Annotated in this window: 19 protein-coding genes; 4 read left to right on the top strand and 15 right to left on the bottom strand. The window is 31.9% G+C overall.

What is annotated here, in order from left to right; all coding sequences use genetic code 11:
- Positions 1 to 51: 51 nt before the first annotated feature.
- From AC2GW8_RS14720 to AC2GW8_RS14665, 12 genes are all read right to left on the bottom strand, one after another.
- On the bottom strand, positions 52 to 1,014 hold the full coding sequence (locus AC2GW8_RS14720) for a hypothetical protein (protein ID WP_440880636.1): 963 nt from the start codon (positions 1,012 to 1,014) through the stop codon (positions 52 to 54).
- Positions 1,015 to 1,059: 45 nt separating this feature from the next.
- Positions 1,060 to 2,436, bottom strand: a complete 1,377-nt coding sequence (locus AC2GW8_RS14715; RefSeq protein WP_440880635.1) for a hypothetical protein — start codon at positions 2,434 to 2,436, stop codon at positions 1,060 to 1,062.
- Between the two features lie 15 nt (positions 2,437 to 2,451).
- Positions 2,452 to 3,573, bottom strand: coding sequence for a hypothetical protein (locus AC2GW8_RS14710; RefSeq protein WP_440880634.1), 1,122 nt, complete (start codon positions 3,571 to 3,573; stop codon positions 2,452 to 2,454).
- A gap of 83 nt (positions 3,574 to 3,656) precedes the next feature.
- The gene (locus AC2GW8_RS14705) at positions 3,657 to 6,011 is read right to left on the bottom strand and encodes a hypothetical protein (protein WP_440880633.1); all 2,355 of its coding nucleotides are present in this window, start codon (positions 6,009 to 6,011) and stop codon (positions 3,657 to 3,659) included.
- Positions 6,008 to 8,257: a hypothetical protein gene (locus tag AC2GW8_RS14700; protein ID WP_440880632.1), complete on the bottom strand. Its 2,250-nt coding sequence runs from the start codon at positions 8,255 to 8,257 to the stop codon at positions 6,008 to 6,010. The genes AC2GW8_RS14705 and AC2GW8_RS14700 overlap by 4 nt, the downstream gene beginning before the upstream one ends.
- Before the next feature lie 6 nt (positions 8,258 to 8,263).
- Positions 8,264 to 8,878, bottom strand: coding sequence for a hypothetical protein (locus AC2GW8_RS14695; protein WP_440880631.1), 615 nt, complete (start codon positions 8,876 to 8,878; stop codon positions 8,264 to 8,266).
- Positions 8,862 to 9,458, bottom strand: coding sequence for a hypothetical protein (locus AC2GW8_RS14690; RefSeq protein WP_440880630.1), 597 nt, complete (start codon positions 9,456 to 9,458; stop codon positions 8,862 to 8,864). Before AC2GW8_RS14690 ends, AC2GW8_RS14695 begins: the two co-directional genes overlap by 17 nt.
- Positions 9,459 to 10,088, bottom strand: coding sequence for a hypothetical protein (locus tag AC2GW8_RS14685; RefSeq protein ID WP_440880629.1), 630 nt, complete (start codon positions 10,086 to 10,088; stop codon positions 9,459 to 9,461). It abuts the gene before it with no gap.
- A gap of 17 nt (positions 10,089 to 10,105) precedes the next feature.
- Positions 10,106 to 10,528: a TIGR02594 family protein gene (locus AC2GW8_RS14680; RefSeq protein WP_440880628.1), complete on the bottom strand. Its 423-nt coding sequence runs from the start codon at positions 10,526 to 10,528 to the stop codon at positions 10,106 to 10,108.
- A complete protein-coding gene (locus AC2GW8_RS14675) occupies positions 10,525 to 10,992 on the bottom strand; it encodes a phage holin family protein (protein ID WP_440880627.1) in 468 nt (155 codons plus the stop codon). Before AC2GW8_RS14675 ends, AC2GW8_RS14680 begins: the two co-directional genes overlap by 4 nt.
- A 32-nt stretch (positions 10,993 to 11,024) precedes the next feature.
- Positions 11,025 to 11,930, bottom strand: coding sequence for a hypothetical protein (locus tag AC2GW8_RS14670; protein WP_440880626.1), 906 nt, complete (start codon positions 11,928 to 11,930; stop codon positions 11,025 to 11,027).
- A gap of 8 nt (positions 11,931 to 11,938) precedes the next feature.
- Positions 11,939 to 12,706: an Ig-like domain-containing protein gene (locus tag AC2GW8_RS14665; protein WP_440880625.1), complete on the bottom strand. Its 768-nt coding sequence runs from the start codon at positions 12,704 to 12,706 to the stop codon at positions 11,939 to 11,941.
- 95 nt (positions 12,707 to 12,801) lie between these two features.
- Between AC2GW8_RS14665 and AC2GW8_RS14660 the strand changes: the two genes are divergently transcribed.
- The 4 genes from AC2GW8_RS14660 to AC2GW8_RS14645 all read left to right on the top strand — a co-directional run bounded on the left by AC2GW8_RS14660 (position 12,802) and on the right by AC2GW8_RS14645 (position 15,869).
- Positions 12,802 to 13,362: a hypothetical protein gene (locus tag AC2GW8_RS14660; protein WP_440880624.1), complete on the top strand. Its 561-nt coding sequence runs from the start codon at positions 12,802 to 12,804 to the stop codon at positions 13,360 to 13,362.
- A 188-nt stretch (positions 13,363 to 13,550) separates the two neighbouring features.
- Complete coding sequence (locus AC2GW8_RS14655) at positions 13,551 to 14,444, top strand: hypothetical protein (protein ID WP_440880623.1); 894 nt, start codon at positions 13,551 to 13,553, stop codon at positions 14,442 to 14,444.
- A 179-nt stretch (positions 14,445 to 14,623) separates the two neighbouring features.
- Positions 14,624 to 14,956 carry a hypothetical protein gene (locus tag AC2GW8_RS14650; RefSeq protein WP_440880622.1) on the top strand — a complete coding sequence of 111 codons (333 nt, stop codon included), beginning with the start codon at positions 14,624 to 14,626 and terminating at the stop codon, positions 14,954 to 14,956.
- A gap of 145 nt (positions 14,957 to 15,101) precedes the next feature.
- Complete coding sequence (locus tag AC2GW8_RS14645) at positions 15,102 to 15,869, top strand: phospholipase D-like domain-containing protein (protein ID WP_440880621.1); 768 nt, start codon at positions 15,102 to 15,104, stop codon at positions 15,867 to 15,869.
- A gap of 35 nt (positions 15,870 to 15,904) precedes the next feature.
- Here AC2GW8_RS14645 and AC2GW8_RS14640 read toward each other — a convergent pair whose 3' ends face one another.
- The 3 genes from AC2GW8_RS14640 to AC2GW8_RS14630 are packed head-to-tail and all read right to left on the bottom strand — an operon-like array spanning position 15,905 to position 16,967.
- Entirely contained in the window at positions 15,905 to 16,153 is a 249-nt protein-coding gene (locus AC2GW8_RS14640) for a co-chaperone GroES family protein (protein ID WP_440880620.1), read from the bottom strand.
- 50 nt (positions 16,154 to 16,203) lie between these two features.
- Positions 16,204 to 16,638: a hypothetical protein gene (locus tag AC2GW8_RS14635; protein WP_440880619.1), complete on the bottom strand. Its 435-nt coding sequence runs from the start codon at positions 16,636 to 16,638 to the stop codon at positions 16,204 to 16,206.
- Positions 16,626 to 16,967 (bottom strand): HNH endonuclease, encoded by a 342-nt coding sequence (locus AC2GW8_RS14630; RefSeq protein ID WP_440880618.1) that lies wholly within the window; start codon positions 16,965 to 16,967, stop codon positions 16,626 to 16,628. The genes AC2GW8_RS14635 and AC2GW8_RS14630 overlap by 13 nt, the downstream gene beginning before the upstream one ends.
- Positions 16,968 to 16,989 lie beyond the last annotated feature (22 nt).

Raw genomic sequence — 16,989 nt, 5'->3', positions numbered from 1 at the left:
TGCATTATATACAAGGACCTTTTCAACCAATAAATGAAGGGGAATATAAATTTATCTATGCTCTTCTAATTTTTCTCTTATCCATTCTTCCTTATTTAAAAAGGCATTAGGCACTTTTTTTCCTGTCTTCTTAAAATACTCGTCTCTAAGTAATCCTATTTCGCTTTGATCTTGAGAGACACTATTTAATTTCGCCAATTCTGCTCTTAACTCAGCATTTTCCCTTTCAAGCTCATTATTCTTTAAACTTTCTTCTTGGCTTGAGATAACTACGTTGTCAATTTTTTGATTAAGCGCATTTAAAACCAACAAGCTGTCTTCTGTGTTTTTAGAAAGAAAATCACCTAATTTAACTAAGCCATTTTCTCCACGAGCTAAAGGTAATATTTCGCCACCTTCAGTATCATTCCAAACTACAGCGGTACTTCCTAAATTGTTTTTCACAATTTTCTTGTTAAACGCTAAGGCCGCTAAATACTTACTCTCATAATCTTTGGATTCTAAAACTTTTTTCAATTCAAAAGGTTTCAACCTCGCATATTCACGTAGCTCAAGCTCAGCCTTACTATCTGTCCACTGAATAGCATTAATTCCAAAAACAGCCAAAGCAATTGCTTTTCTTTGATCGTCTGAAGTCTCGTTTATGATGGTTAGAACTTCATCTCTCTTTTTATGCTCTGCTAATTTTTGATTAACCTCTGCCTCTTCTGACCATATATAATAATACTTGCCATACCAAGGATGCTTTTGTAAAATTTCATTAAGTAGTATATCTGATTCGGGTACTCTTAACTCTCCATTTTCAAACCAAATAGAAGGAATCGCTTTATAATCTCCTTTTAGATCTTCCTCATAAATTGAATTGGCTCCTGGTACATACTTAACTCTGCGTTGCCCTAAAGACTTCAACCTATTAAAATCTTCAACAAATTTCTCAAGAGTTAATCCCCTTAGCGGAACTTGAAAACTTTTTGCTTGTTTAAATTCTTTTAATCTATATATAATCTCTCCCATGATAATACTTTGTTAAAGGCAGCCATAACAACTGCCTTATTAAATTTAATTTCCAGTATAAACCCCTGTTCCTCTTCTGAATACAAAGAATTGATTTGCCCCAATAACCTGATTCGTCATTTCAGTTTCAATGTGCATTTCCATAGTATCTACCTTATGTTCTGTTCCATAAGGACCTCCAAAAATCTTTGTCTTACGGTATCTATTAATACCATTTTTTTGACGGTATCTAATCGTTAAACGAGGTCTTGAATAGTGGTTTCCATTTTCCAAAACATTTGCTTCTCCCAACGGAATCATTAATGATTGAACACTCGTATTTCTAAACTTTTGAGACCCCAATAATTCTGGTTCATCTAAGGTTGTTAGTTCTGAAGAATGGAAAGTAACACCATCTATATAGACCTCCTTAAATCCAAGTTCTAGAGCAGTTTCTTTACTGTTGTTAAACATTCCATAATTTCCACCATTTAAATAATTGGCATTAACTGATGCAAGCATTCTTCTAAAAGCGGCACTTTGTTTATGATCGTGCCACCATGAGTAAGAAGTTGCCCCTCCTTGTTGCTTAATCCTAAAAGCAATATCAGAAAGTTCTTCTATATCTTCCACAGTACTGTTTCCTATATTTCCACCTTCTTCAACTTGCTGAACAATACTTTTCATTCCTTTAGCATAACCAGCGGCGGTAGCTTCAGAATCATCATCTGAACGTCTATGTAAAAGATGTGTTAATTCAATTAAGTTATCGTAAGAGTCAATGGTACGCTGAAACTCGGGATTAAACCACCCTTCTCCACCTGCATAACCGGGTGTTTCTACCCATATATTATGCGCCATATCCGATTCGGGGGTGTCGTAAAAATCTTTAATTATTTGTGGATAATTATACTTAAACTCAGGGGTGTCTTTTCTTCCTTTTGTAAAATTACCTTCCCCTTTACCCCAACTGTTTGAGAACTTAGAAATAGTTAAGCTTCCATTTAAACCAAAGCTTCCTGCTTGTTTATTCTTTCCTATGAAAGTAGTATCGGAAGTAATTTGGTCAACCACAGCTTGCCTTTCCATTGTTCCGTCAGAAATCATAACAATTTCGCCTACACGTAAATTGTGTTTTGTCGTAGTAGTAAATGTACCGTTTGTTGGGTTAAACGAAACATCACGAAGCGATTGATGTAAATCACCTAACTCTGCGTGTTGTACTTGATCTGAAGCAAATGTGAGCAAACTACCCATCATAGAACAAAAAGGGAGTAGCTTTCCCTTTCCTCGTTGTAAGTGGATTTCTCTCATTTGGTCTGGTGCATAAACCATTCCATAAGAATAAGGGTCAATAAAATTAGCCGATGTTGCTAATTGCCCTGAAGGAGATATTAAAGACGATTGTCCCGTTACTGTATTTTGTTTTAACTCAAAAGCCATTTTTAAAATTTTAAATTAATATTTAACTCCAAACCCACTATTATTTCTTTCCGTAAAACTTCCATAACCTGTTTTCTTGTTATTTTTTTTGATTTCTTTGCGTGTGAAGTTCTCATTATTGGATTTCGCTATGAATTCCTCAATAGTTTTAGCTCTAACTTGTTTCATTGCCATCCCCATATATTTATCAAAATTGATTCCTTTGTGAATAAAGGTTGCCAATTCTTTATGGTTCAAACCATCTTCCCCCATGAAATTCTTTTGAATAAAAGAATCAACGTCTGAAGCATCTGACAGCATACTATGCCTGTCATCATCCGTAAATTCATAGGTAAAGTTTAGAGGTGTTTTTTCTCCGTCATTTTCAATAATTGATTCAACCGCTAATGATGCAGCACTGCTCACACCTTGCTTCATTGATTCAATGTATTTTTTACGATCATCCATTAAAGTATCGTATTGAGACTTTAACATTCTCTGACCGTTTTCAAGAGTTACAAATTCCTCTTTTTGCTGATTAGGATTATAATTTTGAGTAGGTTTTTTATATTCTTCTTGTAATTTTTTTGATTCTTCTATTATATCCTTTACAAAGGATTTTATTTCTAAAGCGTTGTACTGACTTTTATCTTCGTCTGTTAAGTCAATATTTAACTTATGTTCTAAATATTGGTTAACATCTTCATTGCTAATTTTACTATTTGGGTCAATTTTTTGAAGTTTTTTCTTAACCCAATCAAAATCAGAAATAGCGTCTAAGTCTTTCTGAATAAAATCATATTCATCTCTTGATCTTCCTGTATTCTTTTTGAATTCAAAATAATTTATATCATTTTGATCCATTACCCCCTCATAAGGATTAACCGTTTTTTCTACGATCTTTTCAATTTCCTTTTCTTTAACCTGAAAGATATCGTCAAATTGTTTGAACTCTTTTCCAACCTTTTGATTTATATAGCTAAGAACTGCGTCATCCGATAACTCAACTTGGTTAGTTTGCTCTGATTGACCTCCATCTGGAGTGTTAGTGCTGTCTTCTTGTTTACCCGTAGATAAGATAGATGCGCTCCCAAAAGGATTAGACACATCTGTATTTCCATTTGTTTCCCCTTTACCAAATTGAAGTCCAAAAGACATATAAGTATAATTTATAGTTTACGCAAAAATAATAAAAGAATTAAATAAAAACAATAAAGAATTAAATAAGAACTTAAAAAGAATTAATCAAGTAAATCTAAACTAAAATCATGAGGGTCAGAATCTCTTTTTCGTTGATCTATCAACATACTTTGATGTGACGATTTAACATTTTGCCTATCGTCTTTAGCTTTCTCTTTAAATTTAGCCATATCAAATTCAGATAATTTCTTTAATTTTTCCAAATAAACTTCTTGCTGAAACTTTTTCTCTTTTTCTGGCTCTCTTATCTCTTGGATGGCGACCTCTTCTGCAACTCTAATGCTACTGAGAGCTTTTTCAATCGTAATTTTCATCTTTGCTTTTATATGTTCTTCTTCAATTCTTCCTGACGAAGCTTGTTTTGCTGCAGCAATATCACTTTGAGTTTTCATTTGCATGGTAGCTTTCTTTTCCTCATTCATTTGCTCCATTCTTCGTCTTGACATATACGCTAAGTACTGAACAGCTAACTTTATGTTTGTTTTAGCTATACGCACTGCTTCACTCTTAATCTCTGGAGAGATTAATCCTTGCTGTAAGTATAAACCTAAATCCTCTTTGAATTCAGTAATTTCTTGTTGTGTCGGAAGTATTTCTATGGTAAATCCAAAATCATGTAAATGCCTATCTTTTAAACTTTCCAAGGCTTCTAAATTTTGTTTACCTACAGCTCTTTCGAGTTTCTTCCTTAAGTGTTTGGCCTTTGGATTCCTAAAAATGGCATGAATACGACTACTAATTACTTCAGCAACTTTTTTATTAAATCCTAAAGCAGCATCAACAATATGTTCCGTGGTAGTATTGCTACTCAAAAGATTCAGCTGATTAACTCCTAAAAGTGCATCATGTGGCATACTTCCATCACGAGCTGGGTTCACTCCTGTTATATCTCGTATTTGATTATAATAATGAGCATACAAGTTTAAAAGTTGAACTAAACCACTTCCTTGTTGTTGAGACATTGGACGCACTGCTGCACCATCTTTCATCCCGTCTTCTCCCATGTTAATGCGTTGACTAAATACAACCCCTTTTACATTTAAAATTGATAAGGAATGTTCCCAATTTTTTTTCTTATCTCCTTCGGTTTCCAATTCCGCTAATTGGTCTAAGTCAATATGAATTAAGTCCGGTTTTAGTTCCGAACGTAAATGTTGAATTTTTATGTGGATGTTCTGTAGCTCATCAGCTAATGGCTTTATATCATCTAAGAATGAATGTAAGCGATTTTCATACATATCAGAAGAAAAAACTACGAAGGGTGATTGCGCTTTATTTAACTCATCTTCTATAATATTCTCACTCTCTTTGTAGTCATATATAAATTCGGTTCCAATCACATAGGAACCCTCCATCCAGGTATCTTTAAAATCAACCTTCTTCTCATAATCTGATCTTTTCGGAGGCTCAAAAGAATCGTCCTTTTTGGAAATATGAATGGCACTCCCCTTCTTTTTGATAACTTTATAATTTTCCTCTTTCGTTGTTTTAAATGCAAATCGTAAAATATCAACTTTACACCACCCTATATCCTTAAAATCATCATTGGATTTATTTCTTTTAGAATACGTTTTTGCTATTTTTTTTAATTCTGAGCTTTCAAGACCGGATTCTCTTTGCAAATCATTGATCGTAATAGTGTCGACTACCCCATAATAAAAGGCATCGGAAAAATCATTCTCCGTTACATTACTATGAACTAACTGTTCAATATCAAAAGAATCTATTTTAATACCCTCTCGACTATCTGTATAAATACGAACACCGCAAATTGCATTTTCTACTAAATCTTTATTCTTCTTTTTTTCAATAATGGACCAGCGATTTGTTTTTTTTACATGATTAATAATAATTTCTTCCGCTATTTCAATCTTAGTCTTTTCTTTTAGCTGATCATAGATATTGAATTCCTGTAAATCTCTTGGTACAAAACCTTGAGGCATTAAATTAACTTTTAGTGATTTTGTAGCTTCCTTGAGTAAAGGCATTGCTCTCATATTCTTTAAATGCTTTTCCCTCTCTTTAGCTTTAATATTTAAAGAAAGTCGATCGTTAGTTCGTATATCAATCTTGTAATGATCGTCTCTAATTCCATTGCTTACCACTCGGCAAAATTTTTTCAAAGCATTTATGATCCGCCAATCCAAATTAACCAAACTTAAATCGCCGTCTTGACGCATAAATAAGTCTTTATATTTTTTTGTGTCTTGTTCCCCCCTAGCATAAAGTCTATTTTCTCGAATCTTTGCTGAACGATAAGAATATTCACACTCGCTATCTGTCAACCCTCCATTAAACCAATCTTGAGAAATTGTTTTTGCAAAGGCTAAACCATAACTATCATCTAACTTATTACTCCATTTTTCTAATGGGTCTGGAAATGTTGTTTTACTCATATTGCTTGGGATATATTACCTGAATTGTCGTATCTTTTAAATGGGTTTCTTCTTGGTTTTTTCTTTTCATCTGGCTTCTTTATTCTTCTTTGGCAACCAAGTCGGCTTAATGAACTTGAAATAAAAGCGTCATACTTTGTTCTATCCTTTAAATCAACATCTTTCCATTGTTCTAAAGTTCTAGTAAATGGCATATCTCCCATATTTCCTTTAGGCCTATTTCTGTCATCTCTAGCCACACCAATATGGTCTTCGACATAACTTTCAATAGCGTAAAATTGTTGATCTGCAATTTTTGAATTTTGGGGTGGAGCACCACCTAATTTCTTTTCTGTTGGGTTTAATTGGTTATAGCTTTTAAATGGATTATTTAATGAATAATGGCGATATCCTCTGTCTGAGATATATTGTAAAAAAGCTTCGTTTGAAAGCTCACCCAACATAGGTATTGAATAATAAACCATAGCCATCAAAACCTCTTCAAAAAAGATGGTGACTTTTTTTGCTCTATCAATGTATTCCAAAATAAATGCATCATTAGGCAAAGTAGATGTATTATAAGTAGTTGATAAATGTATAGCTCCTTTTGAGCCTCTACCATCAGCACTTTTATCTCTATTATATGGGTCTACACCAAAGCAACCTAAATGCTCTCCTTTTGGTGTCCATGCTAGAACACCGTTTTTAAATTTCTTTTCCTTTATGTTTCTATACTCTAATGGAGGGTGACAACCTTTTCTAATCCAGAAACGACCATTTAAAGGATCAGGATTCCAAACAACCTTAGTGTCCTGAATTCCATTTTCCCATGTAAAATTCCCTCTTTCAATATCATTATTTATTATAGGGTCACTTCCAGTAAATTTCTCTTCCAGCTCTTCTTTATTGTAATCAATTTGTTCCAAAATTTTAGACAAATTGAATTCACAGTCTTCACTTTCGTCTCTGAAAGCTTCTTTAACAGTTCTAGGGAACTGTCTTAACTGCTCATTATATGCCTCTGGGTCTTCTCTTAAGGCTTCTAGCTCATTATCCAAATGAGTGTTTGCACCAATAGTTATCCATTCACCTAAATCGTTAAGAACTGGTTTTTCTGGATCATCAACAATACTAAAGCCATAAGTATCGTAGAATCCTTCTAAACCATAAGCCGCAGAGATAAACAAGTTGTATAAACCACTAGCCGTTTGTCCATTTTTACTCCTTTCCCTTGGATCCGATTGCATAAAAACAGTTTCAAACTCTCTACCTCCTTTCTTCTTGGAATTCACCGTTGAACCTACCATAGATTTACCAACAATCCTTTTTCCTTGCCTATGTGACGTTTTTACGATTCTCCAATACTGATCGAATGGACATTCCTTTGGGAATTTACCTCCTTCATCAATTAAACTCAGGAAAATTTTATCTCCATCCATTGAATTCAAAACAGTATTATGCCATTCGATGGTTGTGTCTAGACCTTCTTCAAAATCATCTTCATCTTCTCCTAGTTTCTTTTTGCGAGTTGGTTCGGTTAAAACTAATTCTTTTTTCGGTGTTGTGGAACCATCCCATGAAGGTTTGAAAAAGACAGGAAGCTTTTTAAATGTTCTTACTAATTTTCCAAAGTTTTTTCGGCTATCTTTTCCTGTTTTTGAGATAATCCCTATTTCTTTGTTTTCATTAGAAGTTCCAAGATTTATTCCTTCAGAGTTGCAAATAGAAGTCCATCCCCAACGCCTGTTTTTTACATAATCTACACCATAACACCTATGATCAGCTTTACAGGCTTCCCAATAAATCAGCAATTCGTTTTGAATGATTCTAAAGACTGGGTAGCCTTCATCTAACTTATTCCATTGATAGAAGAAATGTGAAGAACCAGGCATGTAAACCAATTCCCCTTTGATAAAAATAAAGGTACCGTAAAGACGAAGATTTATTTGTCTCTCAATAAACCCCTCGTATTTTTGTTCAAACTGTGTTTTTGAGTTTAGCCCTTTCGGTTCTTCATCTCTTTTCCATTTTTGATTCTTTGTAGTTTTATCCCAATTTATAATCTCTTTTCTGTCTGAAGGCGGTTCTGGCAAACCAATATGAATTCCATTAACATAAAAAACTGATCCAAGAGTACCATCTTTAGATATAACTATAATGTCATGTTCATGGTCGTAACCATAAGACCATGACTTGAGTTTATTTCTTCCTAAGCGAACCTTTTCTTCAACTTTATCTGTTATTTTATTTCCTAAGTAGAATATCATCTAAAATTATTTTGTTTGTTTATTCTTAGATGCTGTCCTTTTTGCCCAACTCTTTTTTTGTCCGACTTCCTCTTTAGAGTTTAATTCTGTTTCTAGTTCATCAATTTTACTAATCCCCCAATCAAAATCAATAGCGGCCATTTGTCTTGACTTAATTACATTATGCAGTCTATCCTCCGTTACAGATATGTTTTTTCCTGCTCTCATAACCGCCTTAGTTACATCTGGACCTAACATTTCATTCAATTCTTTCTCAACTGAAACTAACTCATTGTAATCATCTTCATGAGGGTTCAATTCAATATCAATGACTTCCAAATTCAAATCGCACATGGTTTTCAAATGCTCAATTAATTCAGGGAGTTCCTCTTTGTAATAACTAGACAGTTCATTTTCAGATAAATTATTTAATTCTTTATAGGCTCTATCTACCTCTTTCATACCCCAAATAGACTGTTCAGCCGCTTGTCTTCTTCCTTTTACTATGTTGTGGTACTTATCCTCAGAAATAACATTATCTACTTCCTTTGTCATAACTTCATAGTTTAGAGCTACCATGCTTTTTAATTTTCTTATGTAGCTCGGAAGTTTCTCCTTTCTATAACTAGACAATCTTTCCATAAACATCTTGTGTTCTTATCCACCAATACTCCTTTCCTTCAATCCAAAATTGAACTCCTCCTCTTGGGTCCATTAATACAACATCATTATTACTAATTCCTTGATCTTGTAGTTCAGAATTTACATAAACTATCTTAACCTTTCCTTTAAATTCCTTTGTATTCTTAACATTATCAGGTAGAAATAATGTTGATTTAATTTCTTTTTCCTCCAGTACTGGTTTTACCAGTAAGTTCTTATTAAAACCTTTCCAATCATGATTTTTTGATTCACGATAGCAAACAATCATATTTGGTGTTATATGATACAAATTCTGGTCTGCATCTATAACACTATTATACCATTGCTTAACACCATGATAGATTTGTCTATAAAAAATGGTGAAGTCTATTAATACCTCATGACCTTTTTTTAAATCTCCTTCATGAAGTGCCGGGACTCCTTTAATTAAAGCAACTCTATTAGATAGCCTTTCGGGATTAAAATCAACGTTTCCAAAGAGTTCAATACCACTTTCTGTTTTAAACTTCTCGCCATACGGAGTTTCTAATTCTATGATATAATTAATTAGTCCTTTCATTTAATATTTTGTAAATAGATTCCATTTGTAACCAATCCTAATTCCTTTATTAGAATTAATTCCTAATTCAAGTATATTTCCCGTCTTGGTTTGAAATCCTGTGTTTAATTCAATTGATGTTTTATTAATAATGTCTGAGGTTATGATACTTGCTCCTCCTAAAATTGAATATCTTGGTTTAATCTTTATTACCTTCTCATAATACTTTGTTTCCTGTGGAAATACTTTGTATGAGAAATCGATACTTTCTAGAGTTCCTTTAGTCTTTACATTAATCTTGGCCGAAAGAAAACTATCCTTAACAATCTCTTTATATTCCCGTAATTGAATAGCTTTCAATAACTCCCGTAATATCATAAGAGAATCTGCTTTTTGATTATTTCTGATCTCAAGCTCTCTAATCAATCTAACATACTGTTCATTATTATCTTTATATACTACCTTATTAACTTCTCTAGGCTTTTCTATTTTAAATGAATTAGACTTTTCGGGGATTATCTTGACCACCAAAGAACTATCAACACTAATGATGTTGGTATCCTTTGAATGGTTCTTTTTATTTTTCCTTCCCAAAAAAAAGAAAAGAAGGAGCCCTATTATTAAAAAATATACTATCCGCTCTTTATTCATTTTTAGAATTAAAAAATCTACAATCTCCTAAAATCTAATAACCTATTTTGATGATATGCTTTAATGCAAACTTTATTATTTTGATTTCCACCAAGCACCCAAATCCAATTCTCATCTTGTCTTATAAAAAAGCCAACGTGACCTTTCCAGCTCTCCATACTCTCTCTCCATAAAACAACTATATCTCCCATTCTTGGGCTATCGTGAACTGTCCTGCCTATTTTCAACCAACTTCTTGCTGTTAATTTTCTAGTCATTTTTTCCCCTGCCCTCTGACAACACCAGTTCGCAAAAGCAGAACACCAAGCTGTTTCATCTTTAAGCATCTCACCATTAAACCCTATTTCATTAAAATACTTTAAAACTTCTGGGTTATCTTTTTTTCCTCTTATCTCAGCTATTCCAATTTGAGAAAGAGCTATTTCTAATACTTTATTCATCTTATTAAAAATTTTTCTAACAATCCTCTTATTAGCCGTGTTACAACTTTAAATAAGTAAGTAACAGCGTCGTATTCTCGTAAATTTTTTCCTGAATAAACTGATCCTGCATTAGCCACAACTGAATATCCTTCTGCTATAGCCAAGGCAATTAAGGAGGTGTTTACTACTCTAATAGCATTATTTTTATCAAATAATCCCCAAGTAAAACCTACGACAACAGGTATCGAAAACATTATAATTTTTGATACAATTCCTTTTTTTGCCTCTCTGGAAGATGGATTTTTCAACTCTGGTATTTTCTTTGCTTTTAATACTCCAAAGAACATATCTAATACCATGAAAAGTAGTAGAACATGAAACGCATAAGCATCTATTCCTACACTATTTAACCATGAATAAAAACATATTGCTAAATAACTCACAGCTTGGATAATTCCTTTTAAACTAAAATCTACTTCCATTAGTTATTCCATCTGATATCTTTTTTAAACTCCTACTCTACGTTAGCACCTAGTAAAGTCAACTTTTCATAAGCCCACTGATTTTCAGATACACGAACATAATAATATCCAAGTTTGCTTGGATTAGTATTGACTATTTTAAAACCTACAGGATATTTATCAAATGGAAACTTTTTATTCAAAATTGCATCCGTAGGGTTAGATAAATCATGACTCTGTGTGTTCATTATATCATCCAAGTGAGCAACAGTACCATCTTTGTCTTGTACTGTTAAAGAGCGTTTACTTGTTATACCGGAAACATCTAACAAAAAAGCATAATCCGAATGTCTTAAACCAAAAACAACTTTATTGGTTTCTGTCGCTCCTATTTTGAAACCTGATGCTCTAGAACCTTTTTCAGTTGTATTTCCGCCAATCATTACACCAGAAGTTCCAGTCATTACTGCTGTACTACAAGTAACAGAGTCTCTTGCTTGAACATAATTAGTAGCTATACCATGTATCTCAGTATGTCCTAAAATCCTTACTGTTGAATTTTTCTTAGGAGATATTATTTCTACATTTATAATACGATACCCTGCCATATCTAGGTTTTGAGTAGCTGTGTGATCTCCTAAATCGTCTCCATTCCTTTTTTCAAAAAAATTAAACTTTCTATTTGAATAATTAATTCCAAAAGCAATAGCCCCATCTGGATAGGTAAAATCATTTCTCAAAACCTTATCTGAAATTTTATCCGATTGTTTTGTTTCTCTCCATATATATTCTTTATGAGTCTTTATGCACCTCACGACCATATCCTCATAATACTTAAATGCATTTATCTCTATATTCAACCTCATTTCATCTAGAGTTAAAAACATCGTTTTACCATCAAGAGGAGATTGAGTTGCTACTTCTATAGAACTACCAATTTGAACTTTGCTATTTTTCATTTTATTTTTTAATCTATTTTATAAAATATTGTTGAAGGAGCAACATACTCTTTACTTAAGAAGTATATTGTTTTGGTTACTTCATCATACTGTTTATGAAAAAGTATGTCAGTCACGTCGTTATTCAAAAAATCGAAAATAATTGGTTCATCTCCTCTTGATATATTTTTAATTACAAAACCATACCTGCCTACATTTTTAAAAACAAATTTTTTACCATCATATACTGAGTCCTCAGAATGCAATGTTCCATAATTAGATAAAAATGAGTCATTTACTTCAGATAAGTTATCAATCCCTTTATTCAAATTGTTGAACTGAAAACTATAATACTCAACTGGAGGTTCAACCACGGTATCTATAACCTCAATATGAACTACTCCCTGACTGTTAGTACCATCAGAATTAGATATACTATATGCAAACTGATCTCTTCCGAAATAATTTAAGTTTGGCTTATAAGTAAAAGAACCATCGTTTGAAAAATCCAAATTTCCATTACTGGTTTCAAAAGCTTTAGTGAATTTATTTTCGCCATCTCCGAGTTGATCATTATGAGATACATTTCCTGTTAAGACTTCATTCATATTAACACTAAACTCATCATTAACTGCTACTGCTTGTAATGCATCTTTAGGCTTACCTTTACAAATACCGCATATACTTTCGATCAGAAAGTTTACGTTTTTGCCTGTTTTACGGCATGTTCCAAAAACAAGGTCTCCTTTTTCTGGAGTCTTGACTTTATACACTTTTAAATCACTTGCTTTCGCCATAAGAAAATATTATTCCTTTAAACAAAAATATAAAATATTTTTATTATTATATTCTAAATTAATACTTTTTTAATACTTATAGTTATATTTGAACCATGAGTACAAAAAAAGAATTACCTAACGATGCTCAGAAATTACTGAAAGGAACTAAAATCAGCCCTGTTTTTGTAAACAAGGATAATGACCATTATTCTAAAAAAAGATTTGCTTATGTATATAAAGGGTATGATTTTCTAGAAAATTTATACCCTGTAAGAATTTATATCCAAAAACGTTATGATCTTGATAGACATATTTTAGAAATACTACTAAAGCTAATGGGAATGAAAATTTTTACCCGGGCTCTATATTCTGAAATCTCGAAGAGCTTTACTTATTCACGATGGGATTCTATAGTAAAAAGTGGCTACTTAAACTTAATAATGGATCATCCCGATGTCGAAAAAAGAATGTGGACACTTAACTCAAAAGGAAGAAACATTGTTATTAAATTTTACAAATATCTTTCCGGTGAAGAAAAAATACCCGAAGATAGTGTCCATAACCCCATGGCCAATAAAAAAACACAGAAACCATTTGACCGAAAGAAGATGGAAACAATTAGAAAGCTAAATCAGTTAGAGGTCCCAGAACACAAAAGAAGCCTATTTTCTTAAATAAGAAACTACATAGCAAAATTGTGACAAGTACAACAAATCTTTATAGTCATTTGTAAATGATTGTAAACGTTTTTGTTCGGATAAATAGTGTTCTAAAACCATATAAATTGTTGATTTTTTTGAAGATTTTTGAATGGTTATTATTAATTTAACGATGTGAAAGTTAAACACACAATAAGAACAGAATGGAGAGTAAACAAAAAACTGACATACTAGAATTCTTTTTAAAGAAACCTTTATACTCTGAATTTGACTTATATACTTTAAGGTTAGAGGAAACCTTAAGCATTCTATTTTTTCATGAACATTGTCGAATTGGAGATTATCACATTGTAAATAAGTTTAAAACCATAGATAGTTATTGCACAGTTTGCAATAAAGAAACTACTTTTACTAGTAGTGTTACGGATTTAGATGTAGTAAATCAAATTTTACGGGATCCTACTAAAGATAACGTAAAAATATTAAAAATATTAAAGGAAAAAGGAACCCATCAGAGAGAACTCCAAGGAGTCTATCAGAGAGTCTTCAAATGCCCTAGACCAGAAAGTAATTCGTCACACGACCAAGTTTTTATATTTAGAGTTAAAGACTCTAAAATTATTAAAGTTGGACAAAGCCCTTCAATTGCTGATCTATCAAAAAAAGAAATTGCAAAATATAGAGCATTAAAAGAAGATATATATCAAGAACTAAATAAAGCAATTGGACTAGCGTCTCACGGAATTGGAGTTGGTTCATTTGTATATTTAAGACGTATCATTGAAAAACATATTGTTTCTCCTAAACTTGATGAACTTTTAAATGAGCAATCAATAACTCAAGAAGAAATAGATCGATCAGATTTTAAAAGCAAAATTAAGCTCGTAAAAAGTAAAACACCTGATTTTCTAGTTGAAAACAGAAAAATTTATTCTATTTTGAGTAAAGGAATCCACGAATTAGAAGAAAACGAATGCAAGGATTTTTTTCCAATTTTAAATGATGCAATTCAAATCATCTTAGACGAAGAAATTGAGAGAAAAGAACGTGAAAAAAAGCGTAAATCAATAGCTGATAAACTGAGTAAAATAAATTAAAATTACTGTGCCCGACGATGGCTTTAAGAAATTGCTTGTTCTCGTCTACTTCTGAAAGTTAGTAGCAAACCAAGCAATCACTCATAGCCGAGACTGTTAAAAAACATGTGACCCATCCATAAATATCTCTACAAATTTAATAGATAAAATTATTGAAAAATCTAAAGTTTAAATAGATCATGAAAACCGATATCAATTTAGAGCATTTACGAAATTCTTGGAGAAGTAAAGAATACTCTCTTAAAATAAAAAAAGATAACAGCATATACACTGGAAAACTATCTAAAGTCCCCAGTGTTCTTGAAAAAAACAAAATAATTGAAGGTCCAGTTTCATTCAGAGAAAAAAAACATCCAATTTATGAAATAGCAATCGGTAGTAATAAATATGATTGTATTATCAGTATAAATTCAGTTGCAAATAATTTTATCCGTAGAAAGGATGTAATCGAAACAATTACAATGAAAATAGGAGAAGATGATGATATTAAGTTTTCAAGCAGTCCAAACTAAAATATTAAATAACGATAAAATAATAAAGTTTTAAATACTATAGCTGTTTAGACTAGTTCATAAGGTAATTATCTGTTTTTTATAACATTTAATAAAACTGACTAGAATACCTGAAACGGTGAATAAAAAATAAAAAACAAACTGAATGGGAATGTTTTATAATGGAGCAAATTGTGATATCTATATCGGAAAGGGAGCAGGAAAAAAGCTCTTAAGTGACATACGTAATGCACGGAAATCTATTAAAATTGTTTCGCCATATTTATCTCCATTTTTAATTACAGAATTAATAAAATTCCGAAAGAGAAATCTTGATATTGAATTAATAACAACAGATAATATTGAAGACTTTTATGGAAATTACGACAAAAACATACATAAGCTAATAAATCAAAATGTAGAAACCGACGAAATAGCCGTTGAAAAAAGAGAAAAATGGAAAACCATTTCTAAAATTCTAACTTATATTGCATTTGGACTTCTCACAATATTAATCGGTATTACTTACTATGTTAAAAACATAAAAATGATATTTGGATTAATCCCAATTATAATTCTGTTTTTAATTGTTAAACTTTATAAAAACAAAATAAAGAATAAGCAGATTTATTCCTATTGGTATTCTCAACTTTTCCCTTTTAAAGTTTACATGTCACCTGACAAATCTGATCAAAGTGACACATTTATCCACAGTAAAATCTATTTAATTGATGATCAAATAGCGTATTTAGGCTCTCTAAATTTTACATCTAATGGAACTAAAAATAATTACGAAAGTAGAATAAGAACAGAAGACCCGAATGCCATCCAAGAAATTAAAGACGAGATTTATCAACTAATGAATCATTCTCATTTACCTGAAAGAGACATTCAGCTTTGGGGTAAACAATTATATAAAGAACCTATCAATTGAAAAAATACTATTAACCTACAACATATATAAATCTGCTATAAAACAGCTATTAAACCAGTACTTTCTTGAAAGATCAACCCTTCAATATTTTCATATTCGAAGGGAACGCCTGTATTTGAATAATACTTTACCCTATCCCCTTTCTTAACAACCTTACATTTTATTCCAACCTCTAGTACTTTTCCTATTTGTTGACTTTGCGCGGTCCCCGGTAATAAGATTCCATTAATGTTCTTTTCCGATTTAATAGGTTCAACTAGGACCCTTTCTCCTAAAATTTTCATTTTGTTTATTTCAATTAATATTTTATTTAGACTCAAAATCGGCACCTAACTCACTTTATTCCGTGTATTAACATATATGCATCTCGTTGTTCTTGATTACTTCGATTTATTCCTGTAATACTTTTAAAAAACTTGCTATTTACTTTTGATTTTCTAGGCTTAATTGTTCTATATGGTAGTTTTAAAAACTCAATCATTTCAACAATCTTCTTTCCTGTTTCATGATTAGAACCAGTTCGTTTTCCTATCTCCGCATTAATAGCGGCTGAACCGTTTTTATTTTTATGCCAATTACTTTTATTAAGCCATCCTGCTTCTACAACAACCAAAATATTTTCCTTGGTTGTTTTAACTCTTTCACTTTTCTCACTTAGAAACACGAACAAGTCAAAGAAAGAGAGATTAAATACTTCAATATGGTCGTTAATCTTTAATGCTACGCCACTTTTGTCTACATCTGGATCAATCCCTATTAAAATGTGCATTGTTCTTTTAAAGCTGCTAAATTTTCGTACTTCTCTATTTGTTTTTTAATCCATATACCATTGTGCCTAACTCCACATAATTGCAATACTTTTCTATGGATTCGAAACAGAATGGGTATTAAATAAATCCTATCTCCATAGTTATTGTGACATTCGCGACATACTGCCATTATATTTTCAATCTGATTTAATCCTTCTGGGTGTTTTTTTCGAGTCAAAATATGATGAATATCTGTAGCTCTAACCTTTTCTGAGCATGTTTCGCATTGACAAAAGTCTGATTCATCTAACCCAAAAGATTTTAAATAAACTCTAGTATAACTCTGCATCTAAAACATCGATATTTAAATA

It is taken from the genome of Tenacibaculum profundi (assembly GCF_057162725.1).
Note: the sequence above shows the minus strand (reverse complement) of the source record. Positions and strands in the feature narration are given on the sequence as shown.

Coding starts and splice junctions, on each gene's coding strand:
- AC2GW8_RS14655 (WP_440880623.1), top strand. CDS start 13,551: ATGGAGAGTAAACAAAAAACTGACATACTAGAATTCTTTTTAAAGAAA.
- AC2GW8_RS14695 (WP_440880631.1), bottom strand. CDS start 8,878: ATGGAAAGATTGTCTAGTTATAGAAAGGAGAAACTTCCGAGCTACATA.
- AC2GW8_RS14680 (WP_440880628.1), bottom strand. CDS start 10,528: ATGAATAAAGTATTAGAAATAGCTCTTTCTCAAATTGGAATAGCTGAG.
- AC2GW8_RS14700 (WP_440880632.1), bottom strand. CDS start 8,257: ATGATATTCTACTTAGGAAATAAAATAACAGATAAAGTTGAAGAAAAG.
- AC2GW8_RS14640 (WP_440880620.1), bottom strand. CDS start 16,153: ATGAAAATTTTAGGAGAAAGGGTCCTAGTTGAACCTATTAAATCGGAA.
- AC2GW8_RS14635 (WP_440880619.1), bottom strand. CDS start 16,638: ATGCACATTTTAATAGGGATTGATCCAGATGTAGACAAAAGTGGCGTA.
- AC2GW8_RS14665 (WP_440880625.1), bottom strand. CDS start 12,706: ATGGCGAAAGCAAGTGATTTAAAAGTGTATAAAGTCAAGACTCCAGAA.
- AC2GW8_RS14660 (WP_440880624.1), top strand. CDS start 12,802: ATGAGTACAAAAAAAGAATTACCTAACGATGCTCAGAAATTACTGAAA.
- AC2GW8_RS14715 (WP_440880635.1), bottom strand. CDS start 2,436: ATGGCTTTTGAGTTAAAACAAAATACAGTAACGGGACAATCGTCTTTA.
- AC2GW8_RS14670 (WP_440880626.1), bottom strand. CDS start 11,930: ATGAAAAATAGCAAAGTTCAAATTGGTAGTTCTATAGAAGTAGCAACT.
- AC2GW8_RS14645 (WP_440880621.1), top strand. CDS start 15,102: ATGGGAATGTTTTATAATGGAGCAAATTGTGATATCTATATCGGAAAG.
- AC2GW8_RS14675 (WP_440880627.1), bottom strand. CDS start 10,992: ATGGAAGTAGATTTTAGTTTAAAAGGAATTATCCAAGCTGTGAGTTAT.
- AC2GW8_RS14690 (WP_440880630.1), bottom strand. CDS start 9,458: ATGAAAGGACTAATTAATTATATCATAGAATTAGAAACTCCGTATGGC.
- AC2GW8_RS14650 (WP_440880622.1), top strand. CDS start 14,624: ATGAAAACCGATATCAATTTAGAGCATTTACGAAATTCTTGGAGAAGT.
- AC2GW8_RS14710 (WP_440880634.1), bottom strand. CDS start 3,573: ATGTCTTTTGGACTTCAATTTGGTAAAGGGGAAACAAATGGAAATACA.
- AC2GW8_RS14720 (WP_440880636.1), bottom strand. CDS start 1,014: ATGGGAGAGATTATATATAGATTAAAAGAATTTAAACAAGCAAAAAGT.
- AC2GW8_RS14685 (WP_440880629.1), bottom strand. CDS start 10,088: ATGAATAAAGAGCGGATAGTATATTTTTTAATAATAGGGCTCCTTCTT.
- AC2GW8_RS14705 (WP_440880633.1), bottom strand. CDS start 6,011: ATGAGTAAAACAACATTTCCAGACCCATTAGAAAAATGGAGTAATAAG.
- AC2GW8_RS14630 (WP_440880618.1), bottom strand. CDS start 16,967: ATGCAGAGTTATACTAGAGTTTATTTAAAATCTTTTGGGTTAGATGAA.